Origin of the sequence: Psychrobacter sp. 5A.1 (assembly GCF_030407455.1) — a bacterium.
Classification (GTDB): Bacteria; Pseudomonadota; Gammaproteobacteria; order Pseudomonadales; family Moraxellaceae; genus Psychrobacter.
The window spans coordinates 1-21019 of record NZ_JASDDJ010000044.1 but is presented as its reverse complement, the minus strand read 5'-3'; the positions used below and the strand labels follow the sequence as shown (position 1 = coordinate 21019).

The window sequence follows — 21019 nt, the reverse complement described above, 5'->3', positions numbered from 1 at the left end:
TAGCATAATTTTTCGTCATCAAAATATTTATCATGCGCGATATACCACACGATAATAAAAGGTTGGAACCTGTGTCTCATGCGACGACTGTAATACCTGATTGGGGCTCCCTTGCTACTGAGCTGGCTTGTTATTTATCAGAAGATGCTATAGAAGTAACCTTATCTGGTATGCATGCAATCGAGCATGGGAATAAGGCTCAATACAGTGATCAGTACAATGCTCATCAATTTCAATACAAGCTAGCACTAGGTAATCTACAGCTACTAGCACTGACTCTATACTTGCCATTTGATACCGATTTGGCTGATATTGAAACCGAGCGTATGAGCACAGTGAAGGCAGTACTGGCATGGTACAAAACATCGTTGGCTCAAAAAAAAGACAGTGTAGCCGTTGGTTATGATGCTTTCATTTTTGATATTCAGCTGGTTGATGAGTCTAACAAGTCTAACAAGTCTGACAGTGACAGTGACAGTGACGCAGAGCACAGCACATCAACGCGTTTAAAGCATCATTTTGGTGTGCATTACTTTTTAGAAGAGTTGGTTGTAGACATGAGTGATAGCAGTCAGCAACTGCAAATGTTTAGCTGGCATGATTGGCGTTCGATAACAGCAGCCGTAAAGACACCCTGTGAGCTATGGCGATTTTTAGGATACCATCTAAAGCAGTTACAGCACTCAGTCAGCAATCACGACCCAAGTTTTGACTCGGAAAAAGGGTTGGTCGCGCGGTTTTTGCAAAGCCCAGATCTCTTTGCCCCTGCTATCGCGGTGGACAATGCCCTGATTAAAAATGAAGTACAAGATGAGCCCAATCCAGCACTGGTAGCCATGATGCTCGCTTACAAAAACCACAGTACCACTGCGCAGATGTATCATCAGCATATGGAACAAGCAGCCATACTATGGTCTCAGCTCAGTATGCAAATGATAGAAATGTATGGTGAAAAGCAAACCACTACTCATAAAAATCAATCAGATATCCCACTTGCGCATTGGCAGCAACAACTACTAGATGAGTCTTTGTTTTCGCGTCACGAGCTTATTCGGGCGCTATATAGGCATCCCAAGCAAAGTGCGTCATTGCAAAAAGATGGCTATGTCATACATCAACACTCTTATGAGAGTTTGGGTCGGCATTATGTGTTGGTGTTTTATGGTCAGGAGGACAAAGGGCATAATAGCAAAGCAGTGGTTCAACCAAACCTAGCAAAAATTGCACAGGATGTTGCCACACGTTTACCGATAATGGCGCTCCACCATGTGGTGGTACTTGGTATAGACTTTATCACTGAGGATAATGAGACTTTTATTGACATTGACTTGTGGATTCAGCCGATTGGCACAATGACTCAAAGAGAGCGGCAGCTGACTAAGCAGGTGCAGCAATTGAAAAAACAGAGCATAGATAAGCAACATATTCCATTATCAAACAAACCAGCACATCAGAACCTTGGCAATCAAAAGCCTGATAACCAACAGCCGCACACAAAAAAACTGCCCCAAGTGCATCTAAGCTTGACTATACCCGCGCGAAAAGACACACCCTAGGCTTGCCACAACGTTTGGGATGCTATATCTACTGGCATAAAAAAAGACAGCCTAGGCTGTCTTTTTTATATCTAAATGAGAGAGTAATTCGTTCTTATTTATTGATATCGTCGTTAAGATCATTATCAAGAATTATCTCATCACTATTGTAGATATCATTGGTATCAACACGAGGCGTATCAACGACATCTGTACGCAAGTCAGCAGTAGGCGTGCTAGCAGCTGAAGGTGTGTTCTCACGAACTGAATCAGCAACCTTTTCTTGAGTAGATGAACTTGGCTGTAGCGCAGATTTTGCCTTTGCTTCAGTACGTTCATGATCCATCTTATCCTGCATTTTGCGTAGGAAGCGTGCTGCTGCTTCTTGACCACCAAGACCAAATGATAGTGCAAAGGCAACGGCTACCGCGCCTAATGTTAGACCGAATGCTAGGTTGACGATTGAATCTGCAATTCCCATCGCTTTTAGACCCATGGCCAGTACCAAGCCCATGATCAATACGCGTACGATGTTTGCTAGGAATTGTGAGCCTTGCTCAGAACGCTCAACGACACCTGCAATGATATTGGCAAGCCAAAAGCCAATGAATAGGATAATCGCGCCTAGGATGATGTTGGCACCGAATGTGATAAACATCGTGATAATAGCTGAAATAGGCTCAAAACCTAACAAATCAGCAGCGGCGATAGAGGCAAACAACATAGCAAAGAAGATCATCGCATAACTGACTAGGTCAGAGACTTTCTTATCGCCCATGGCTTCTTGCAAACCAACTTTTGCAGGTAACTGGTTGATCTGAGTATTTTCGATCAAGCCTTTGATGATGTTAGCAACCATGCGCACCACATAGAAAGTCACTACCAAAATAGCCACTGCCATAAGGATATTTGGCAATGTTTCTATGATTTTGTTTAGCATATTGGTCGCAGGGCGAGCAATGACTTCGATTTTTAGTGCGTCTAAAGCAGCGATAATCGTTGGAATAATAACCACTAAAAATGCTAATGAACCAGCGACATTAGGTAAGCTGTTTTGTTCACTCAAGCCTGCTTTTGAAGCCAGTTCTTGAACATTAAAAGTAGAAACAAGGTTGGTCACAATACCGCGTACGACTTTGGCGATGATATAGCCAATGAAGAATACGACACCAGCGATCAGGATGTTAGGAATAAAGCTGAAGATTTTGTCGACCATATTAGTCAATGGTGCAAACAAACCGTCAAGATTTAGCTGACCAAGTACCATGGTTAAAACAACCAACAAAATGAACCAGTAAACCATATCAGCAATCGTACTACTCATAGGTTTTATGCCAGCTTTTGCGCTTAAATGCTCATCCATAGAGGTTTTGGCAAGTGCAGCATTGATCGCTGTACGTGCAATGGTAGCCACGAACCAGCCGACCATACCAAGCGCGATAGCGCCGATAAGATTAAGAGTAAATGCCAATACTTGGTTGACCATATTTGCGAATGGTGCTGAAATAGAGTCTAAATTTAGTTGGGTCAGTGTGCCTGATATGGCAATGATGAAAATAAACCAGAAAACAACTTTGGAGATAATACCTTCAAGATCGTAGGTTTTACCAGTTGAAGAGTTCATACGTTGATTGAGATTGACTTTGGACAGTACGCCGCGCACCAGTGCTGCGATGCCGAGTGCGACTAGCCAACCAATAACGAATATCAAAATAGCACCAATGATGGAACCGATAGGCCCACCAAGATAACCGTTAAAAGATGTGTACATTGGGTTCATCTTATCCTCCTTGAATCATCTTATATAACTCGCTAAAAGATAGTGGTAATAAAGCGATTGTTCAGCAAGACATACAGATGGTTGTCATAAATAGTATTTTTAGGTTCAGTTATGCGAAAATCTTATAATTTTGAGCATAAATTCTTATAAGTAGGATCGTTTCTTTATATTACAGTTAATTTATCATTGATATTTAAGTATTTTGATAAAAACCAACGCTAAGTTATGTCTCTCCTTAACCAATTTAGCTTAGCGGATGTATTGACTGATTTAAAGATAGAAAGCTTAACCTGTTACTATATTTGTGTGATAACTTGTTATTATCCTAATAGATATTAACATAGACTATACATTCGCCCGATAATTTTATGCAAATCGTGGTTCCTAAAACTAAGATTTGTTATTATAGAGAAATGTGACATCTCGCCACTATTCTTACAATTAGAGAGTACTTTATGAAAAAAATCACTACTTTAGGCGTTAGCGCACTTGCTAGCGCTATGTTGTTAGTAACAGGCTGTAGCACGAACAATGGCAACCAAGAAACAGCCGCTCAAAGCGTTTCCATTACCGAACAAAGCTCGCCAAGTGAAAAGGTAGGTTATAGCTTAGGATTTATGATGGCAGAGGGAAATAAAGAAGCTGTCAAAGATCTCGACCTTAATACTTTTGAACAAGGTTTCCGTGATGGCTACGAAGGCAATGATTCAGCATTGACCCAAGAGCAAATGCAACAAGTATTGATGGATTATCAAAAAGAGCAAGAAGCACAGTTTGTAAAAGATATGGAAACAAAATCTACAGAGAATAAAGCCACAGGTACAGCGTTCTTAGCAGAAAATGCTAAAAAAGAAGGCGTAAAAGCGACAGCATCTGGCCTACAGTATAAGGTAGTCAAAGCAGGTACTGGTAAATCTCCAAAAGCAACTGACGTCGTTGAAGTAAACTACGAAGGTAAATTGATCGATGGTACCGTGTTCGATAGCTCTTATGAGCGTGGTGAGCCAATTGAGTTCCCACTTAACCAAGTCATCGCTGGCTGGACTGAAGGTCTACAGTTGATGAAAGAAGGCGGAAAATACGAGTTCTATATCCCGTCAGATATCGCTTATGGCGAAGCCGGTAACGCTGGTATTGAGCCTAACAGTACGCTTATCTTTACTGTTGAGCTACTCAAAGTAAAATAAGTACCTAGCGCTAAAAAAAGCCTTCATATCAGTATGAAGGCTTTTTTGTGGGCAAGCGTTTTATACCTCATTGATACCAATCTTATAGAATCGATATCAATTTGGCTATAAATTATAGCGTCTTTTGAAACACTTTAGAGTTGCGACCATTATGGTATGCTTCTAGGCGTACCTCAGGTAAGACGCTGGCTTCAACCTCAGCAAAACCTTGCTCGACGAACCAATGCGCGGTACGAGTCGTCAACACAAACAGTTTATGCAAACCATGGCTGCGCGCTTGCTGCTCTAAAAACGCTAGTAAATCAGCACCACGGCAGCCATTGCGGTATTCGGGACGCACGGCGACACAGGCAACTTCCGCAGACTCTGCATCTAGCGTATATAGCGCGGCACAACCCAAAATCATACCATCGCGCTCAATGACACTATAGTTGTCAATCTCTTGCTCCAAACGTTCGCGTGAGCGACTGACCAAAATTCCTTGCTCTTCTAGAGGCGACAACAGCTCGATAAGACCAACCACATCGTCGATGTTGGCACGGCGAATTTCTTCGTAAGGGTCATGGCTAATCAGTGTGCCCGAACCATCACGCGTGAATAGCTCTTCTAATAATGCACCATTTTTGGCATAAGAGATGATATGAGTGCGATGGACACCTTGACGGCAGGCCAAGCTTGCACAATTCAAGAAATAATTGATTTCACAATTCAAATCACGGTCGCGCAAAAAGCGATCAACTTCGTTTGGAATCATCTCACGTAACAAACGATCATCATCATTGATACCCGCTTCTGCACCCAAGAATATGAGCTTATCAGCACCCAATGCCACGGAAGCACTCAGCGCAACATCTTCAGCCAGTAAGTTGAACACTTCACCAGTGGCAGAGTAGCCCATAGAGCCTAGTACCACGATATGATCATGAAGTAGGTTGTTTTTGATGGCTTCAACATCGATAGAACGCACTTCTCCGGTCATTTGGTAGTCAATACCTTCACGGATACCGTACGGGCGTGCCGTCACAAAGTTACCTGAGATGGCATCGATGCGTGATCCATACATCGGCGAGTTGGCCAGTCCCATGGATAGCTGGGCTTCAATCTGTAAGCGAATAGCACCAACGGCCTGTAGGATAGATGGCATCGCCGTACGCGGTGTGATACGAATGTCTTGATGTAGCGGCGAGATGATATTAGCGTCTGTTAAGTTTTTTTCAATCTGTGGTCGTGCCCCGTGGACCAGTACCAGCTTGATACCCAAGCTATGTAACAAAGCAAAATCATGAATAAGCGTACTGAAATTAGGATGATTGACCGCTTCACCACCGAACATAATCACGAAAGTTTTGCCGCGATGTGTGTTGATGTATGGTGCAGAGTTACGGAACCAATGGACGTATTCAGGGTTGATCTGGGGCATGGAGCTAGTAGTCATAATGGGAGCAGTAGTCGTTAGAATAAGAAAGAGGGCGCAGCAAAATAATGCCTAACGCTAAAGATTTACCATAGCAAAAAACGCGGTTATGAGCTATCTTTTATTTCAGCCGTGTTCAAGCCGCTTTATGGCCAATCAGCGATATACACAACCTCAACACTGGGTTAATGTGCGCACAAATGCTTTTTGTTATGCTAAGCGCTATTGCTTTACAGATGATGAGCGAAGATAATCAGGTCAGACAAGCGATTTCATGTATGCAGCGGATTGCATGAGCTATTACATCGCGATATCTTATATGTCGCAATGCTTTTTATCTGTTGAACCAATCATAAAAACAACTTAAGTTGCACCATCTGTGTTTTACCGATATATCAACCAGGGATAATGAAAATCATGAAGAAAAGTAACCAGTTTGCTAGCCCGTTCAGTGCTTGGAGCGGCCATCGTTTATTTCACGTTGTTGCCGGTACTCTCATCGGTGCAATGGTGGTCACCCAAGCCTCAGCGATGCTGCCAACGCCAGAACAAGCGGTTGATAGCTCAATGGCGATTCAGACAGATGCCAATCAGAGCAACAACTCAAGTGCTCAAGCTGTTAATAGTAGAATCACTGCGTCATTGGTCAGCGTCGATGCCAATGGTCAAGAAGTGCTGGTCCCTGTAGATACCAATACCCGTTTGCAGTCAGGCAATGTATTGGAGTATCAAGGGTACTTTACCAATACCAATGCGGATCGCGTACGCAAAATGACCGTCACCATGAGCATTCCAGAGCAAGTCGAGCTATTGAAGACAGTCACTCCTGATTTTCCGTATGGCAGTGTCGATGGCAATAATTTTGCTCGCATGCCACTGCGTACCAAAGTTAATAATCAGCTGCAAGATGTCGCGCCTAAGTACTATAAAGCGGTTCGTTGGGATCTAGAGGGTGTCGGTCTCAATGACACTGTTGCTGTGAAATATCGTGCTCGCGTTAAATAACGCTGGATTTTTTGTATTAGAGTGTAGCTAGCATTGATATCGTTAGCATTGAACATTATCACTAAAAAAGCACCACCGTTTATGGCTGTGGTGCTTTTTTTATTGTGTTTTATTACGTTTGGCAGTTTTGGTCATGATCACTCAACCACATTCAGTTAGGGCGTGGCGTACTTGCTGTTAGATTTCTCTTGAATGAGCTGTTTGATGGCAATGATTTGTGGTGCTGTGGCTTGCGACCCTGCTTGTATCAAATTGCGACGCTGCCTAGTGTCTACTGAGCTGATATGACCGACATTTGGGGTAATAACAATATCCGCCCGATCCCGTTCACTTTTAGTCGATGCAGAACGGTTGCCAGTCGTGTTAGTCGCCATGATGTTGGTTTCGAGAAAGCCCCAAAAGTCACTCAATGAATTGATGGTTGGTATTTGAGTGGCAGTATGACCAATGCCCTGAGACACCGTCACATCTATGGCGATAACAATATCAGCACCCAAATCATAGGCACTATCGACCGGGACTAAGCTGACCACACCGCCATCGATATATTTTTTACCGACTTTGTCAGGAATGCGTGGGGCAATGAAAATATTGGGCACGCTACAAGATGCCTGTACGGCCAGTCCTGCATTGCCAGTGGTAAAAACCGCTTTTTTTAGGGTATGTTTTTCGGCTGCGACTGCCGCGAAGGCAATCGGAAAATCCTCTATGGCTCGCTCACCGACTTTAGTATTGATAAAGTTTTTTAATTTGATACCTTCGATAAATCCTTGGTTGGATAAGGTGAAGTCTGTGAGCTGGCCATCAGTGGTGGTCAGTGCCAATTGCTCAAGCTGTGCAGGCGTATAACCGCTGGCGTATAAGCTACCAATCAAGCTGCCGACACTCGTGCCAACCACCAATGTCGGTTTGATGCCATTTTCCTCTAGCATTTTAATCACACCCACATGGGCAAATCCTTTGGCACCGCCGCCACCTAAAACCAACGCGATAGAAGGGGCTTTGATAACAGGCTCTGGCGTTGCGGAAGCGGTCGATGGCAACGTGCTACAAGCGCTGATATATAATCCCAGTACGGTCAGTAATAGGGTGCGTAGTAACTTTGAATTATGACGCATTAGGTTATGAGGAATTAGGTTATGACGAAAATGACGAGGCAAAGCAGCAATAAGCATAGAAAAACACCTTATAAAATTGTCATAATTTAAAAAATAAGACATCAGATATTGATATGATGAAACTGAGAGGGGTATCTATAATGAATGGACTATATAGGTATTTTTGAGGCTATTTTACTAAATAGCCTAGCATAAGCAATTGTATTGTCAGCTATAATGAAATGAGTCGATGTTTTTATGCGTACTATTAGTGATGACCGCTTTATGAAAATACTCGACTTAGCCTACGGAAATCCAAAATAATATTGTTAGGATCTTTAATGCCAATATCGGAGAGTCATTCCTCAGCCAGCTCATTAGATCATTTTAGGTCTGATATGCCACTTTCGGCGCTAGATATGCCAGTGACCGCACTCGCAGGTGTGGGGGTAAAAGTAGCAGAGCAGCTGGCGCAGTTGAATATCAAGCGCATATTCGATTTGCTGTTACATTTGCCTCGTGATTATGAGGATCGCAGTCGGTTGGTATCAATCGCAGAGGTGGAGCATGGACAATCGGCTTTGATTACAGGTCGCGTCGTCCATGTCGATACCAAGCGTAGTGGTATGACAGTGGTCGTGGATGACGATACGAGCACGATATCTTTGCGGTTTTTTAAGGTCTACCGTGGTTTGGCACAGACCATGAATTTGGGGACACGGTTACAGCTGTTTGGTGAAGTCAAAGTCAGTCGCTATGGCAAGCAGATACATCATCCTGAGTATCAAATTATCACTGATAATGCTGTCATGACCGATACGGGCTTGCAGCCTATTTATCCCACTGTCAAAGGCTTGCATCAAAACAAGCTGCGCACTTTGATTAAGCTGGCATTGCAGACGGTTCGGAGCCAAGGTCTGCCTATGACGTTGTTTACGGTTGAAGATTTTGCTGTGGTATCAGATTTGCCATTAGTGCCTTTTGAGCCGTCCAAATCAATGCTGTCAGAGACAGACCATCCAGAGGATATTTTTTCGACGCTAGCCCGCAGTGTGCCTGATAATGCGATTGGCAATAGCGTATACAAACCTAATCCTTCTACTTATCAGGCAGATAATGACAGACATAGCGTGGCTGCTGGTATTGCTCAGCACAATGTCTACAACCTAACGATATTTGAAGCATTGGTATTGCTCCATACACCGCCTACTTATACCAACGCTGGTCAACAATACAAACTATTGACTCAACTCACTGCTCGTACTCATGCCGCTTGCCAGCGTTTAATTATTGAAGAGCTGACTGCCCATCAGCTCAGTCTATTATATCGTCGTCAGCAATTGCACCAGTACAAAGCCCCTAAATGTACTACTCACAGTCCGATCACTGACAAACTGCTTGCGGCATTGCCATTTGATTTGACGGGTGCGCAAAAAAGAGTGATGAAGGACATCACTGCCGATATGGCAACCTCTATCCCGATGCTGCGACTGGTACAAGGTGACGTGGGTGCTGGCAAGACGTTGGTTGCAGCAGGGGCGGCGGGTTATGCGCTCGATAGTGGCTGGCAGGTAGCGGTCATGGCACCGACTGAGATTTTGGCAGAGCAGCATTTATTGAACTTTAAGCAATGGTTTGAGCCATTGGGTATCGGTGTCGGTTGGCTTGCTGGTAAGCAAACGGCCAAACAGCGCCGCGAAGCATTGGCAGCGGTCGCAGAAAATACCGTACAAGTGGTCGTCGGTACTCATGCGTTATTCCAAGAGCAAGTACAGTTTGCTAAATTAGGCTTGGTTATTATTGATGAGCAGCATCGGTTCGGTGTCGAGCAGCGTATGGCACTGACCAATAAAGGCGTGGCCAACAGTACACCGCATCAGCTGATTATGACGGCAACGCCCATTCCTCGAACCCTAGCCATGAGTGTCTATGGTGATATGGATACCTCGATCATTGATGAGTTGCCACCAGGGCGTACCCCAATCACAACAGTGACCATCGATCGCAATCGGCGTGATGAGGTAATAGAGCGTATTGCGATTAATTGTGAGGCAGGTAGACAGGCATATTGGGTTTGCTCATTGGTAGAGGCATCTAGCGTATTGGATGCACAAGCAGCCGAAGCGACTTATGAAGACTTAAATGAGCGTTTAGATATTCGTATTGGACTGGTACATGGCAAGATGAAGTCTGCTGATAAACAAGCCATTATGCATGAGTTTAAAACAGGTAAATTGGACTTATTGATTGCGACGACGGTCATCGAGGTAGGCGTCGATGTACCCAATGCTTCACTAATGGTCATCGAAAACGCGGAACGGTTGGGATTGTCTCAGCTGCATCAATTACGCGGGCGAGTCGGACGTGGCTCAACCAAAAGCTACTGTGTACTGTTGTATCAAAAGCCGTTATCAGAGACGGGCACGGAGCGCTTAAATGTCCTACGTGACAGTACGGATGGCTTTGTTATCGCTCAAAAAGACTTAGAGCTGCGTGGACCAGGCGAGCTACTGGGTAAACGTCAAACAGGTAACGTTGGCTACTATTTGGCTGATCTCATCCGTGATGAGCAGCTGTTTGTGATTGCTCAACGATTGGCAAAACATTTAATCGCAGACCCTACGCGAAAAGCAGATGTCAGCCAACTTATCCATCGCTGGATGCCTGAGGCAAGTCGTTATACCAATGCCTAACTGCTGTTAGAATGAGTAATAAAAAAAGGACAGCCAATGCTATCCTCTTTTTTATTTACCACAACCAATCTATTTAGATTTTTTTACTTTTTTCAGTGATTTTTTGAGATCTTTGAGGTTTTTCTTCTGCTGCTTAACTTTTGCTTTGGTCGCCTTAATGTCTTTCTTAAGTTTCTTTACTTCTGACTTATTAGCCATGATTGGCTCCTTTTTTGATAATGTCATCCTAATAATGACAAATTGGCCCGTAAAATCAAGTCTAAACTGTAGGTAGTATGTATCATTGATTTTCACGGTTTATTATTACAGCAGCCTTTGTGGTCCCCTAAACAGTTCGACGTGATGAGTCATTTACTCAAAATAAAAGTGTCTTTGTTCTTTGTCCATACTCGAATGTTTAGTAGCAATGTCTTTAATTGACCCCTCAGATAGGTAACATAATTGACCCACTGACGAGTTAGTCTACAATGTCAAAAGACCCTTATTAATAAGATGGACCTGCATCATCTTGTTTTCCTTATGCTTTTTTGCGGCGTTAGTACCGTGCTTATTGATAGAGACCAACTATGAGTGATTTGAAACACCCTGATAATAAGCAAGTACCGACGAGTGAGCAACCTCCCAGTATTGAAACCTCTCAACAAGCTGAACGGCCACCGTACCGTCAGTCTGAGACTTTGATGAATAAATCCTCTTCAAAACTACCATTATGGTGGTGGCCCGTATTGGCCGCGGTGCTAGTGATGGGTGTCCTTCTTGGTAAATATTGGGGCAGCAATGATAGTGCAGTAGCAGATGAGTCGTCAGCCTCTAACACGGTCGAAAATGGTCAAGTGGCAGACAATGGCGTTAGTACGGAGCAAGCCGTGCTCTCAGTAGAAACAATCAGCCCGAGCCAAGATGATATCGGCAATACACTCAGTGCTGATGGCACCATCAATGCTAAGGATACGGCCAATGTCAGCGCAAAAGTCAATGGTGTGGCCATCGAGCGTATATTGGTCGAAGAGGGTGACCGTGTCAGAACTGGTCAAGTCTTGGCTGTGTTTGATACCGATGCCATGGAGCAGCAAGTGCTACAAGCGCAAGCCGATGTTGCAGAAGCAGAAGCAACGCTTGCCAATGCCAGTGCGGATGCTGCGCGCGTGTTGCCATTGATAGATATTGATGCCATTAGCAAACAAGAAGCCGATCGCTACCGTACCTCTGAGGTGCGCGCCAGAGCCTCTTTGCAAGCATCCAAAGCCCGTTTGAGCAATCAGAAGCTGACGTTAGACAATGCAAACGTTGTCGCTCCGGTTAGCGGTATTATCAGTGAAAAAATGGTAGAAGTTGGGCAGGTGGCAGGCGGTGATCCACTCTTTACTATTATCAAAGGTGGTGTCTTGGAATGGCGGGCAGATATCGATCCTAAGCTTATTGGAGATATCAATGTTGGTACACCTGTGCGAGTGAGTCTATCAGGCGATGATGCAGTGATGGGTCAAGTGAATCGCATCGCACCAACGACGGATAACAACCGTCAAATCACTATTTATGCAAGCCTAGCTAGCAACTCAAAAATACGTGCAGGCATGTACCAGACAGGCGAGTTCCTATTAGGAAGTAGCCGTACTCAAACGATCCCTAATAGTGCCATCGTCAGTAACGATGGCTATGATTATGTGATGCTCATCACGGATATAAAAACGCAAGATGGCAAGTCTATGGGTCGCATCAAACAACAACGAGTGGCATTGGGTGAGCGACTGGGCGAGCGCGTGGCCGTGCTAGAGCCTCTGCCAAGTGACAGTCGTATCGTGAAGCAAGGCGGTAGCTTTTTAAATGATGGTGATCTGGTGCGCATCATCAAGGGCGTGACTCAAACCAGCAAACCAACGCAGGCACAGTCATGAGCTTAAACGTCTCCGCTTATTCGATCAAAAACCCGCTCGTGGCTATTTTGCTGTTTGTGCTGCTGACGTTAGGCGGCATCTATGGCTTTATGAAAATGAAGGTGCAGCAGTTCCCAGATATAGACTTGCCAGCGGTGGTGGTCACAGTGACCCTACCTGGGGCTGCGCCGTCGCAGCTCGAAAACGATATCGCAAAAAAAGTAGAAAACAAACTCACCAGTATTGAAGGCGTCAAGCATATTCGAACGACACTACAGACTGGGGCGGCCACCATGGTCACTGAGTTTGTCTTAGAAAAAGACATTCAAGAAGCGGTCGACGATGTACGATCGGCAGTCGGTGAAGTGCGTGGCGATTTACCTGCTGCGGCCAACGATCCCATCGTGACCAAAGTTTCTACCGCAGGGTTTCCAGTGGTTACGTACTCTGTTTCTGCCAAAAACATGAATGTGGAAGACTTGTCATGGTTCGTTGATGACACAGTGACCAAGCGACTATCTGACATACCAGGCGTCAGTACTGTTAGCCGTGTTGGCGGCCTTCAGCGTGAGATTACGGTCGCCGCCGACCCGATTACATTGAGTGGTCTAAAGTTTTCTATTACTCAGTTATCGCAGCAAATCGCTGGTATTCAGCAGGATAGCTCTGGCGGGGAAGCGGAAGTGGGCAAAACCACGCAGACGATCCGTGTACTGGGCGCGGTTGAGCGGGCAAATGAGCTTAATGATTTACAAGTCGCTGTCCCTACAGGTGGCACACAAGCGCTTGGACGTATGGCAACAATCACGGATGGCGCGGCTGACCCAAGCTCTATCGCCAAGCTTGACAGCCAGACAGTGGTGGCGTTTAACATCGTTCGATCGCGCGGTGCCAGTGAGGTCGAGGTGATGCAGCTTATTGATGAGGAGCTTGCCAAGCTGACCACGGATGTGGGTAATATCAGTATCGAAAAGGTCTATGATCGGGCCACGCCCATTGCCGAGGATTATCAAGCATCATTACGGATGTTGATTGAAGGTGGCCTGTTGGCCGTCGTTGTTGTGTTCTTATTTTTGCGCAACATTCGGGCGACCATCGTTGCCGCTGTTGCCTTGCCTTTATCAGTGATCCCGACCTTTTTAGGTATGTATCTATTTGGCTTTAGCCTCAATATCATCTCACTACTGGCATTGTCATTGGTCATTGGAGTGTTGGTCGATGATGCGATCGTTGAAGTTGAAAACATCATACGCCATCTGCGCATGGGCAAAACACCCTATGAAGCGGCAATGGAAGCGGCCGATGAAATTGGTTTGGCCGTTGTCGCCACCACTTTCACTTTGATTGCAGTATTTTTACCCACCGCCTTTATGGGCGGTATCGTTGGGCAGTTTTTCCGTCAGTTTGGTTGGACGGCGGCGCTATCGATTTTTGCATCGCTGATGGTGGCGCGCCTGATTACACCTATGATGGCAGCTTATATCTTGCGACCTGAGAAAAAACACGTTGAAAAACAAAGCGCCCTGATGGGGTGGTATCTCAACATAGTCACATGGACATTAGATCATCGCTGGCTGACGATGGGTGCAACGTTGGTATTGTTTATAGCCTCACTGACGCTCGTAAAATTACTACCGACGGCCTTTATCCCAGATAATGATATTGATCAAACCCGTGTGGCGATTGAGCTGACACCTGATGTGGCATTAGAAGACACAGAACGCGTTGCCGCACTAGCAAGTGAGCGTATTTTAGCGATGCCTGAAGTCACTAATATTTTTACGTCAGTCGGTGAGGCTCAAGCCACCATGGACGCAAACGCTAGCGGCGGCAAGGCAGAAAATATCGCTGGTCTAGATATCGTACTTGCCCCAAGAGCAGAGCGTGGTTCCAAGCAAGAGATTGAGCGAAAAATCAGTCGCTTATTGGCAGAAGTGCCAGGGGCGCGTTTTACCGTTGGTTTATCAAGTGGTGGCGAGAACGGCTACAACTTCTCGATGACCAGTACCAATCCACAATTGCTTGAACAGACAGCTCAGCAAATTATGTCTGAGATTCGAGGGTTACCAAGTGCGGGTGCTGTGACCAGTGATCGCAGTTTACCGCGCCAAGAATTAACGGTAACGCCAGACAGGTTGGCAATGGCTGATAAAGGGGTGACTACTCAAGACATCGCTACGACGTTGCGTGTGGCGACTGTCGGAGACTATGAGCAGCGTTTGTCCAAGCTCAATTTAGATACGCGCCAGATTCCTATCGTCATCCGTCTGCCAGATATCGCCAAACAGAATATCAGTCAATTAGAAGGCTTATATGTACCTAGCGCGATGCCCGCCGGACAGGGTGTGCGAGTAGGCGAGGTCGCTACGTTAGATTTTGGAACAGGGCCTGCCCAGATTAGCAGACTAGATCGAGAGCGTGCCATTAGTATTACGGTTCAGCCTGCAAATGGTGAGCTAGGAGACTTGGTGCAAGCGGTCAAATCAGTACCTGCCATGCAACAACTCCCGTCTTCGATTACCATTATCGATCAAGGGCAAGCAGAAAACATGGCTGAGCTATTCAGCGGCTTTGTGATTGCTATGGCGGTCGGTGTGGTTTGTATCTTAGGGGTGCTCATTTTGCTATTTGGTCGTATATTACAGCCGTTCACCATTCTAATGGCATTGCCTTTATCGATAGGCGGTGCATTCGTTGGTTTGGTCATTACCAACAGCAGCTTATCCATGCCTTCGATGATTGGTTTTATTATGCTGATGGGTATTGCCACCAAAAACTCGATCTTATTGGTGGATTATGCATTGATTGCGCAGCGTCGCGGGCTGGCACGTTTTGAGGCTATTGTAGATGCCTGTCGCAAGCGGGCGCGACCTATCATCATGACCACCATTGCCATGGGTGCAGGCATGCTGCCATTGGTATTTGGTTGGGGGGATGCCGATCCCACCTTCCGTCGACCGATGGCGGCCGCAGTACTGGGTGGCCTAGTCACCTCAACGCTGTTAAGTTTGGTGGTGATTCCAGTGATTTACACCTTAATGGATGACCTGTCAGGTTGGTTTGCTAAATGGCTGATACCACATGGTAAAGCACCTGCCACTGCTGATAAAAAAACGTAGTTTTTTATAGGGCGTGTTGAACCTGCGCTAATCGGTACACTGATGAATAAAAAATCCAAGACTTATTTGAGTCTTGGATTTTTTTATGACAGTCTGTTGATTATAAAATCTATACATTAAAGGGGTTGAATTACTATTGTGTACATTTGTACACCTAGGTAATATGGAGTGACAGTCCTTGATAAACAATATTCGATCCATTAAGTATGCGTCACTCATACTTATTACTATAGTCGATTCTATATGAATCAGATATGAGGTCAGGCTCGCTCAGTCTATGATGTGCCAGACTTTTACTTGCCCTAATGATTATCAAAAGCAGCCTATAAGATTCGTGTTTTTATCATTACTCAACTCATCCATTATCCCGATATTCACAAAGGAGTGTTTAAAATGTCAGAAAATACAGTCAGAACCCGCGAGTTAGAAGAGCAAGATATCATTATACAAGAGCGAATCTTAGAAATTGGTGTTCAGGATGATTATGCAGACAAGATAGCTGCCGAGTATATAGACAAGCTCGCCAGTGCAAAGCGTGATAAGAACAGTGTCGTATATAAATCGTTTAAAATCAAAGAACGTTATAGAAGGTCAGAGCTACATCATTCTATCAATCATATTATCAATCAGCTTGAGCCTTTAAGAGTCGCTATTGTGTGTGACAAGATTGCATTAAAGCAAGCAGTCGCAGAAGGTAACACGCAGGTAGCTGACGAAAGGGTAAAAGTGATGGTCAAAAAGAAGTTGGAAAAAAGTAAGCTTGAGCAAAAGCTTAATGTGCTTATCGGCAATGCCAACAAGCTGTAATTTGCCAGCTAATACAATCCGAACACTTATATCAAATATCTAAAGGTGATTGGTCTATATAGCCAATCACCTTTTTTTATTGTGAGCAGGGAGTGTTGTTTTTAGGCGTTTTCTTCTCAAAAACGGTATGTCTAATATCTTCAATTCGATACAGTTTTAAGTTTGTTTAACTTATTTTTTGTGAGGTTTCAGCTGCCTCCTTTATATCAAAATACTTCTGAGTCAGCTATACAACAAACCTATCGACATGAATTTTATTCATCTTTTATTTAAATTGTATCGTTTTTATTCATGTTCGGATTTAGGTATGATTTACCTCATACACAAATTTGGTTTTGTCTCAGACAATGAGAATAGATTAAGGCAGCAGATCCCCATGAATAAAGCATTTACCTGTTCAATTAAGCGCATTCGTTTTGACGAAAACTATCAGCCTGCAGACAGCACGCGTTTGACGACTAACTTTGCAAATTTGGCGCGCGGCGAGCACCGCGAAGAAAATTTACGCAAAACATTACGCATGATAAATAACCGCTTTAACGCATTGGCGCATTGGGACAATCAGACGGCAGATCGCTATTCTGTTGAGATTGACATCATTTCTGTCGACATGGATATCGAAGGCAATGGTCATACCTTCCCAATCATTGAGACGCTGCAAACAACGATTGTGGATCATAAGGACAATAAACGTATCGATGGGATGATCGGCAATAGTTTCTCTTCTTATGTACGTGATTATGACTTTAGCGTGGTATTGCCAGAGCATCGTGATAAGAATCTAGCATCAATTACGCCAGATAATTTTGGTGATTTACATGGCAAATTGTTTCAATATCTATTGAACTCAGAAGCTTACACTGCCAATTTTCATAAAAAACCAGTGATTTGCCTCAGTGTTTCAACGAGTAAAGCCTATTATCGTACGGCCAATCAACATCCTGTCTTAGGGGTTGAATACAGACAAGATGATTATTCGTTGACTGATGACTATTTTCACAAAATGGGCTTAACCGTTCGTTACTTCATGCCTGAAAATAGTGCCGCGCCTTTGGCATTTTACTTTGCGGGTGATTTGCTGAGTGATTACACTGATCTTGAGCTGATAAGCGCTATCAGTACGATGGAGACTTTTCAAAAAATCTACCGTCCTGAGATTTATAATGCCAATTCAAGCGCTGCTCAAGTGTATCAACCCAGCTTAAAGTACCAAGATTATTCACTGACTCAAATTGTATACGACCGCGCCGAGCGCAGCCAGATGGCGGTGACACAAGGTAAGTTTACGGAAGAACAGTTCATCAAACCATACCAAGCCATTCTGGAAGAGTGGGCTGCAAGCTATGATGTGACGAGCGGGACGGCACAAAAAGCAGCGGCTAAAGAAAAAGCTGTTAAGCAACAAGCTGCTTAACTGACAAGCCCTAATCTACATAATAAAATATAAATAAGAAGATGAATCACATGAAATTATTATTACCGACATCAACTGCTGGCAGCTTACCGAAACCTTCTTGGTTGGCAGAACCAGAGAAAATCTGGTCACCTTGGGCATTAGAAGGTGAGCAGTTGATTGAAGCCAAACAAGATGCTCTACGGTTATCACTACAAGAACAAGTACATGCAGGGATTGATATCGTCAGTGATGGCGAACAGACCCGTCAGCACTTTGTTACCACGTTCATTGAGCATCTGGATGGCGTCGATTTTGAAAAGCGTGAGACGGTCAAAATCCGTAATCGCTATGATGCGAGCGTGCCGTCTGTTGTTGGCGCAGTGAGCCGCCAAAAGCCAGTATTTGTAGAAGATGCTAAATTTTTACGTCAACAGACCAATCAGCCAATCAAATGGGCGCTGCCAGGGCCAATGACGATGATTGATACCTTATATGACAGTCATTATAAAAGCCGTGAAAAACTGGCTTGGGAGTTTGCCAAAATCCTAAATCAAGAAGCCAAAGAATTAGAAGCGGCTGGTGTTGATATCATCCAGTTCGATGAACCAGCATTTAATGTATTCTTTGATGACGTAAACGACTGGGGTATTGCCACATTAGAGCGTGCTATTGAAGGTCTAAAATGCGAAACAGCAGTACATATTTGCTACGGCTACGGTATCGAAGCCAATAATAATTGGAAAAAGACACTGGGTTCAGAGTGGCGTCAATATGAGAAAGCCTTTCCTCAACTGCAACAATCTAAGATCGATATTATCTCACTCGAATGTCAAAACTCACATGTGCCAATGGATTTGATTGAATTGATTCGCGGTAAAAAGGTAATGGTTGGTGCTATTGACGTGGCAACCAATACTATTGAGACACCAGAAGAGGTAGCAAATACGCTACGCAAAGCGCTACAATTTGTCGATGCCGACAAGCTGTATCCTGCGACCAATTGCGGCATGGCACCTTTGTCTCGCCAAGTGGCACGTGGTAAGCTCGCGGCATTGAGCGCTGGTGCTCAAATCGTTCGTCAAGAGCTGACTGCCTAGCGTTTATTAGTACACATGAGTGTTTACTGATCTAAAATTTAGGACTTAAGATATGATTGAAGCAACTGACTTTAGAGATGCCATGTCTTTATTAACGACTGCAGTTAATGTGGTGACCACAGAAGGTCCGTCTGGTGTTCATGGGTTTACGGCATCGGCGGTATGTAGCGTCACAGATAGCCCGCCTACTTTGCTGGTTTGTATGAATCAGACATCACGTTCGCATGCATATTTTATTGAAAATAAAACGCTGAGCGTCAATGTATTAGGCGCACAGCATGAACCGATATCCAATGCCTTTGCTTCTAAGTTGCACTCAGCAGAGCGATTTGAATATGGCGCTTGGACGCAATTGCAAACAGGCGCCCCTGTATTAGAAGATGCGTTGGTCAGTTTTGACTGTGAGATTGAGCATATTCAAGAGGTTGGCACGCACAGTGTGTTTATGTGCCGTGTTGTCGCGATCAGACAAACCGAGCAACAAGGCGGGACTGAGGAAAGTTTGGTTTATTTTAATCGTGCCTATTCTCGAGTGGGCCAAATGGCTCAAGTAGAAATCGCTTAAATTGGCGGCTTCATTGTCAGCCAAATAAAGTAACCATCTAACTACATCTAAATAAGAAGTAAATCACTCGTGGAATTAATCATTTTTTTAATCATAGGGGCTCTAGCAGGATTTGCTGCGGGGCTTTTTGGCGTGGGCGGTGGCACGATCATCGTACCACTGTTATTTATCGTCTTTACGCAAATGGGTTACAGTCCTGACAACATCATGCATTTGGCTTTGGGAACCTCATTAGCGACCATCATTGTCACGTCTATTAGCTCATTAATGGCGCACAATAAAAAAGGCGCAGTTATGTGGCCTGTCTTTAAAAATCTGGCACCAGGCCTAGCGATAGGGTGTTTTTTAGGGGCAGGGATTGCAGGGCAGATATCTGGATTGTATCTTCAGCTCATTGTGGGTGTGTTTTTGCTTTGGGTCGCTTACAAGATGTTTATGGGTGGCAAAAAGAAAACAACTAGCGATACTGGCAATGTCCATATAGCATTGCCTTCAAAACCTAAGCAACTGGCGGCAGGCGGGGTTATTGGTATTGCTTCTGCCATCTTTGGCATCGGCGGTGGTAGTTTAACCGTGCCTTATCTCACGCGTTACGGTGTGGTCATGCAAAAAGCGGTTGGTACATCAGCAGCGTGCGGTCTACCGATTGCCATCGCAGGTGCATTAGGGTTTATGATTTTTGGAATGCAGGCGCAAGTAGACGTACCCAATACGATTGGATTCGTCCATATTTATGCCTTTTTAGGTATTAGCATAATGAGCTTTTTTACCGCCAAGATAGGGGCGAAAGTGGCTCATATATTATCACCACAATTATTAAAAAAGTGCTTTGCGGTATTGTTAACCGTTGTGGGATGCTATTTTCTTTATAAAGGACTGGTTTGATTATTTATAGTGGTGTGAGATATAAAGGTCACGAATAGTACGTAATGCGTAAGTCGGACAAAACTATGTCCGACTTAGTCGTTCGTTATAAGTAGTCACATTATATCAGTCTGTTTTAAGTAGTCTGTTAATAGGATTTGGAGTGAGATGGCTAGTTCCATTGGGGTATACATGGCACTGGATCAGCGTTGAGAGAAAACCTACTCTATAACAGTTCATGCTACTGGCCATTTGCTCTACCAGTTTTTAATATCAGATTGAGTAGTCATTGCTTATTTTTCAGTTAGTGGATTATAAGCAATAACACACTTTTTATGAAAGGATCTACAAACAAATTATGTAGACTTTACACCTCGAACTTCTACCTTTATAAACTTATCGAGTAGGCAGTGAGACGGTCCTTCAGTCATAAAATGACCAATATATTCTCTTTCAATAGGACGCGCAGAAAGATCTCCGGTTTCTCCTATATTATATGTTTCGTTACCTATAGTCAGTTCAAAATAAAACTGTTATGGCTAGGACAAATATCATAAAACAATTTAGATAAGTCATTTTCCATCCA

The 21019-nt window shown here is 44.2% G+C and carries 15 protein-coding genes; 11 read left to right on the top strand and 4 right to left on the bottom strand.

Annotated features, from left to right (window positions below; translation table 11 throughout):
- The first annotated feature begins 71 nt into the window (after window positions 1–71).
- Window positions 72–1556: a hypothetical protein gene (locus QL982_RS10190; protein ID WP_290163859.1), complete on the top strand. Its 1485-nt coding sequence runs from the start codon at window positions 72–74 to the stop codon at window positions 1554–1556.
- Between the two features lie 94 nt (window positions 1557–1650).
- On the opposite strand, the gene QL982_RS10185 is transcribed toward QL982_RS10190, so the two are convergent.
- Window positions 1651–3315, bottom strand: a complete 1665-nt coding sequence (locus QL982_RS10185; protein WP_290163861.1) for a mechanosensitive ion channel — start codon at window positions 3313–3315, stop codon at window positions 1651–1653.
- 455 nt (window positions 3316–3770) lie between these two features.
- Here QL982_RS10185 and QL982_RS10180 point away from each other — a divergent pair, with 455 nt between their 5' ends.
- Window positions 3771–4502: an FKBP-type peptidyl-prolyl cis-trans isomerase gene (locus QL982_RS10180; RefSeq protein ID WP_290163862.1), complete on the top strand. Its 732-nt coding sequence runs from the start codon at window positions 3771–3773 to the stop codon at window positions 4500–4502.
- Between the two features lie 112 nt (window positions 4503–4614).
- On the opposite strand, the gene argA is transcribed toward QL982_RS10180, so the two are convergent.
- Window positions 4615–5937, bottom strand: a complete 1323-nt coding sequence (gene argA, locus QL982_RS10175; protein WP_290163864.1) for an amino-acid N-acetyltransferase — start codon at window positions 5935–5937, stop codon at window positions 4615–4617.
- A 396-nt stretch (window positions 5938–6333) separates the two neighbouring features.
- Between argA and QL982_RS10170 the strand changes: the two genes are divergently transcribed.
- Window positions 6334–6921 (top strand): hypothetical protein, encoded by a 588-nt coding sequence (locus tag QL982_RS10170; RefSeq protein ID WP_290163865.1) that lies wholly within the window; start codon window positions 6334–6336, stop codon window positions 6919–6921.
- A gap of 155 nt (window positions 6922–7076) precedes the next feature.
- Here QL982_RS10170 and QL982_RS10165 read toward each other — a convergent pair whose 3' ends face one another.
- Window positions 7077–8096: a patatin-like phospholipase family protein gene (locus QL982_RS10165; RefSeq protein WP_290163867.1), complete on the bottom strand. Its 1020-nt coding sequence runs from the start codon at window positions 8094–8096 to the stop codon at window positions 7077–7079.
- Between the two features lie 263 nt (window positions 8097–8359).
- Between QL982_RS10165 and recG the strand changes: the two genes are divergently transcribed.
- The gene (gene recG, locus QL982_RS10160; protein ID WP_290163869.1) at window positions 8360–10711 is read left to right on the top strand and encodes an ATP-dependent DNA helicase RecG; all 2352 of its coding nucleotides are present in this window, start codon (window positions 8360–8362) and stop codon (window positions 10709–10711) included.
- A 69-nt stretch (window positions 10712–10780) separates the two neighbouring features.
- Here recG and QL982_RS10155 read toward each other — a convergent pair whose 3' ends face one another.
- Window positions 10781–10909, bottom strand: a complete 129-nt coding sequence (locus tag QL982_RS10155; RefSeq protein WP_290163871.1) for a hypothetical protein — start codon at window positions 10907–10909, stop codon at window positions 10781–10783.
- A gap of 368 nt (window positions 10910–11277) precedes the next feature.
- Here QL982_RS10155 and QL982_RS10150 point away from each other — a divergent pair, with 368 nt between their 5' ends.
- From QL982_RS10150 to QL982_RS10120, 7 genes are all read left to right on the top strand, one after another.
- Complete coding sequence (locus QL982_RS10150; protein WP_290163873.1) at window positions 11278–12606, top strand: efflux RND transporter periplasmic adaptor subunit; 1329 nt, start codon at window positions 11278–11280, stop codon at window positions 12604–12606.
- Entirely contained in the window at window positions 12603–15704 is a 3102-nt protein-coding gene (locus tag QL982_RS10145; protein WP_290163875.1) for an efflux RND transporter permease subunit, read from the top strand. The genes QL982_RS10150 and QL982_RS10145 overlap by 4 nt, the downstream gene beginning before the upstream one ends.
- Window positions 15705–16097: 393 nt before the next feature.
- Window positions 16098–16511: a hypothetical protein gene (locus QL982_RS10140; RefSeq protein WP_290163877.1), complete on the top strand. Its 414-nt coding sequence runs from the start codon at window positions 16098–16100 to the stop codon at window positions 16509–16511.
- 376 nt (window positions 16512–16887) lie between these two features.
- Window positions 16888–17925: a DUF1852 domain-containing protein gene (locus tag QL982_RS10135; RefSeq protein ID WP_290163879.1), complete on the top strand. Its 1038-nt coding sequence runs from the start codon at window positions 16888–16890 to the stop codon at window positions 17923–17925.
- Window positions 17926–17975: 50 nt separating this feature from the next.
- Window positions 17976–19004, top strand: coding sequence for a methionine synthase (locus QL982_RS10130; RefSeq protein ID WP_290163881.1), 1029 nt, complete (start codon window positions 17976–17978; stop codon window positions 19002–19004).
- Between the two features lie 52 nt (window positions 19005–19056).
- Complete coding sequence (locus QL982_RS10125; protein ID WP_290163883.1) at window positions 19057–19569, top strand: flavin reductase; 513 nt, start codon at window positions 19057–19059, stop codon at window positions 19567–19569.
- 69 nt (window positions 19570–19638) lie between these two features.
- Entirely contained in the window at window positions 19639–20454 is an 816-nt protein-coding gene (locus tag QL982_RS10120; RefSeq protein ID WP_290163885.1) for a sulfite exporter TauE/SafE family protein, read from the top strand.
- Window positions 20455–21019 lie beyond the last annotated feature (565 nt).

What these genes read in the sequence shown, in the direction of transcription:
- QL982_RS10185 (WP_290163861.1), bottom strand. Translation starts at nt 3,315, where the DNA reads ATGAACCCAATGTACACATCTTTTAACGGTTATCTTGGTGGGCCTATC.
- QL982_RS10180 (WP_290163862.1), top strand. Translation starts at nt 3,771, where the DNA reads ATGAAAAAAATCACTACTTTAGGCGTTAGCGCACTTGCTAGCGCTATG.
- argA (WP_290163864.1), bottom strand. Translation starts at nt 5,937, where the DNA reads ATGACTACTAGCTCCATGCCCCAGATCAACCCTGAATACGTCCATTGG.
- QL982_RS10170 (WP_290163865.1), top strand. Translation starts at nt 6,334, where the DNA reads ATGAAGAAAAGTAACCAGTTTGCTAGCCCGTTCAGTGCTTGGAGCGGC.
- QL982_RS10165 (WP_290163867.1), bottom strand. Translation starts at nt 8,096, where the DNA reads ATGCTTATTGCTGCTTTGCCTCGTCATTTTCGTCATAACCTAATTCCT.
- recG (WP_290163869.1), top strand. Translation starts at nt 8,360, where the DNA reads ATGCCAATATCGGAGAGTCATTCCTCAGCCAGCTCATTAGATCATTTT.
- QL982_RS10155 (WP_290163871.1), bottom strand. Translation starts at nt 10,909, where the DNA reads ATGGCTAATAAGTCAGAAGTAAAGAAACTTAAGAAAGACATTAAGGCG.
- QL982_RS10150 (WP_290163873.1), top strand. Translation starts at nt 11,278, where the DNA reads ATGAGTGATTTGAAACACCCTGATAATAAGCAAGTACCGACGAGTGAG.
- QL982_RS10145 (WP_290163875.1), top strand. Translation starts at nt 12,603, where the DNA reads ATGAGCTTAAACGTCTCCGCTTATTCGATCAAAAACCCGCTCGTGGCT.
- QL982_RS10140 (WP_290163877.1), top strand. Translation starts at nt 16,098, where the DNA reads ATGTCAGAAAATACAGTCAGAACCCGCGAGTTAGAAGAGCAAGATATC.
- QL982_RS10135 (WP_290163879.1), top strand. Translation starts at nt 16,888, where the DNA reads ATGAATAAAGCATTTACCTGTTCAATTAAGCGCATTCGTTTTGACGAA.
- QL982_RS10130 (WP_290163881.1), top strand. Translation starts at nt 17,976, where the DNA reads ATGAAATTATTATTACCGACATCAACTGCTGGCAGCTTACCGAAACCT.
- QL982_RS10125 (WP_290163883.1), top strand. Translation starts at nt 19,057, where the DNA reads ATGATTGAAGCAACTGACTTTAGAGATGCCATGTCTTTATTAACGACT.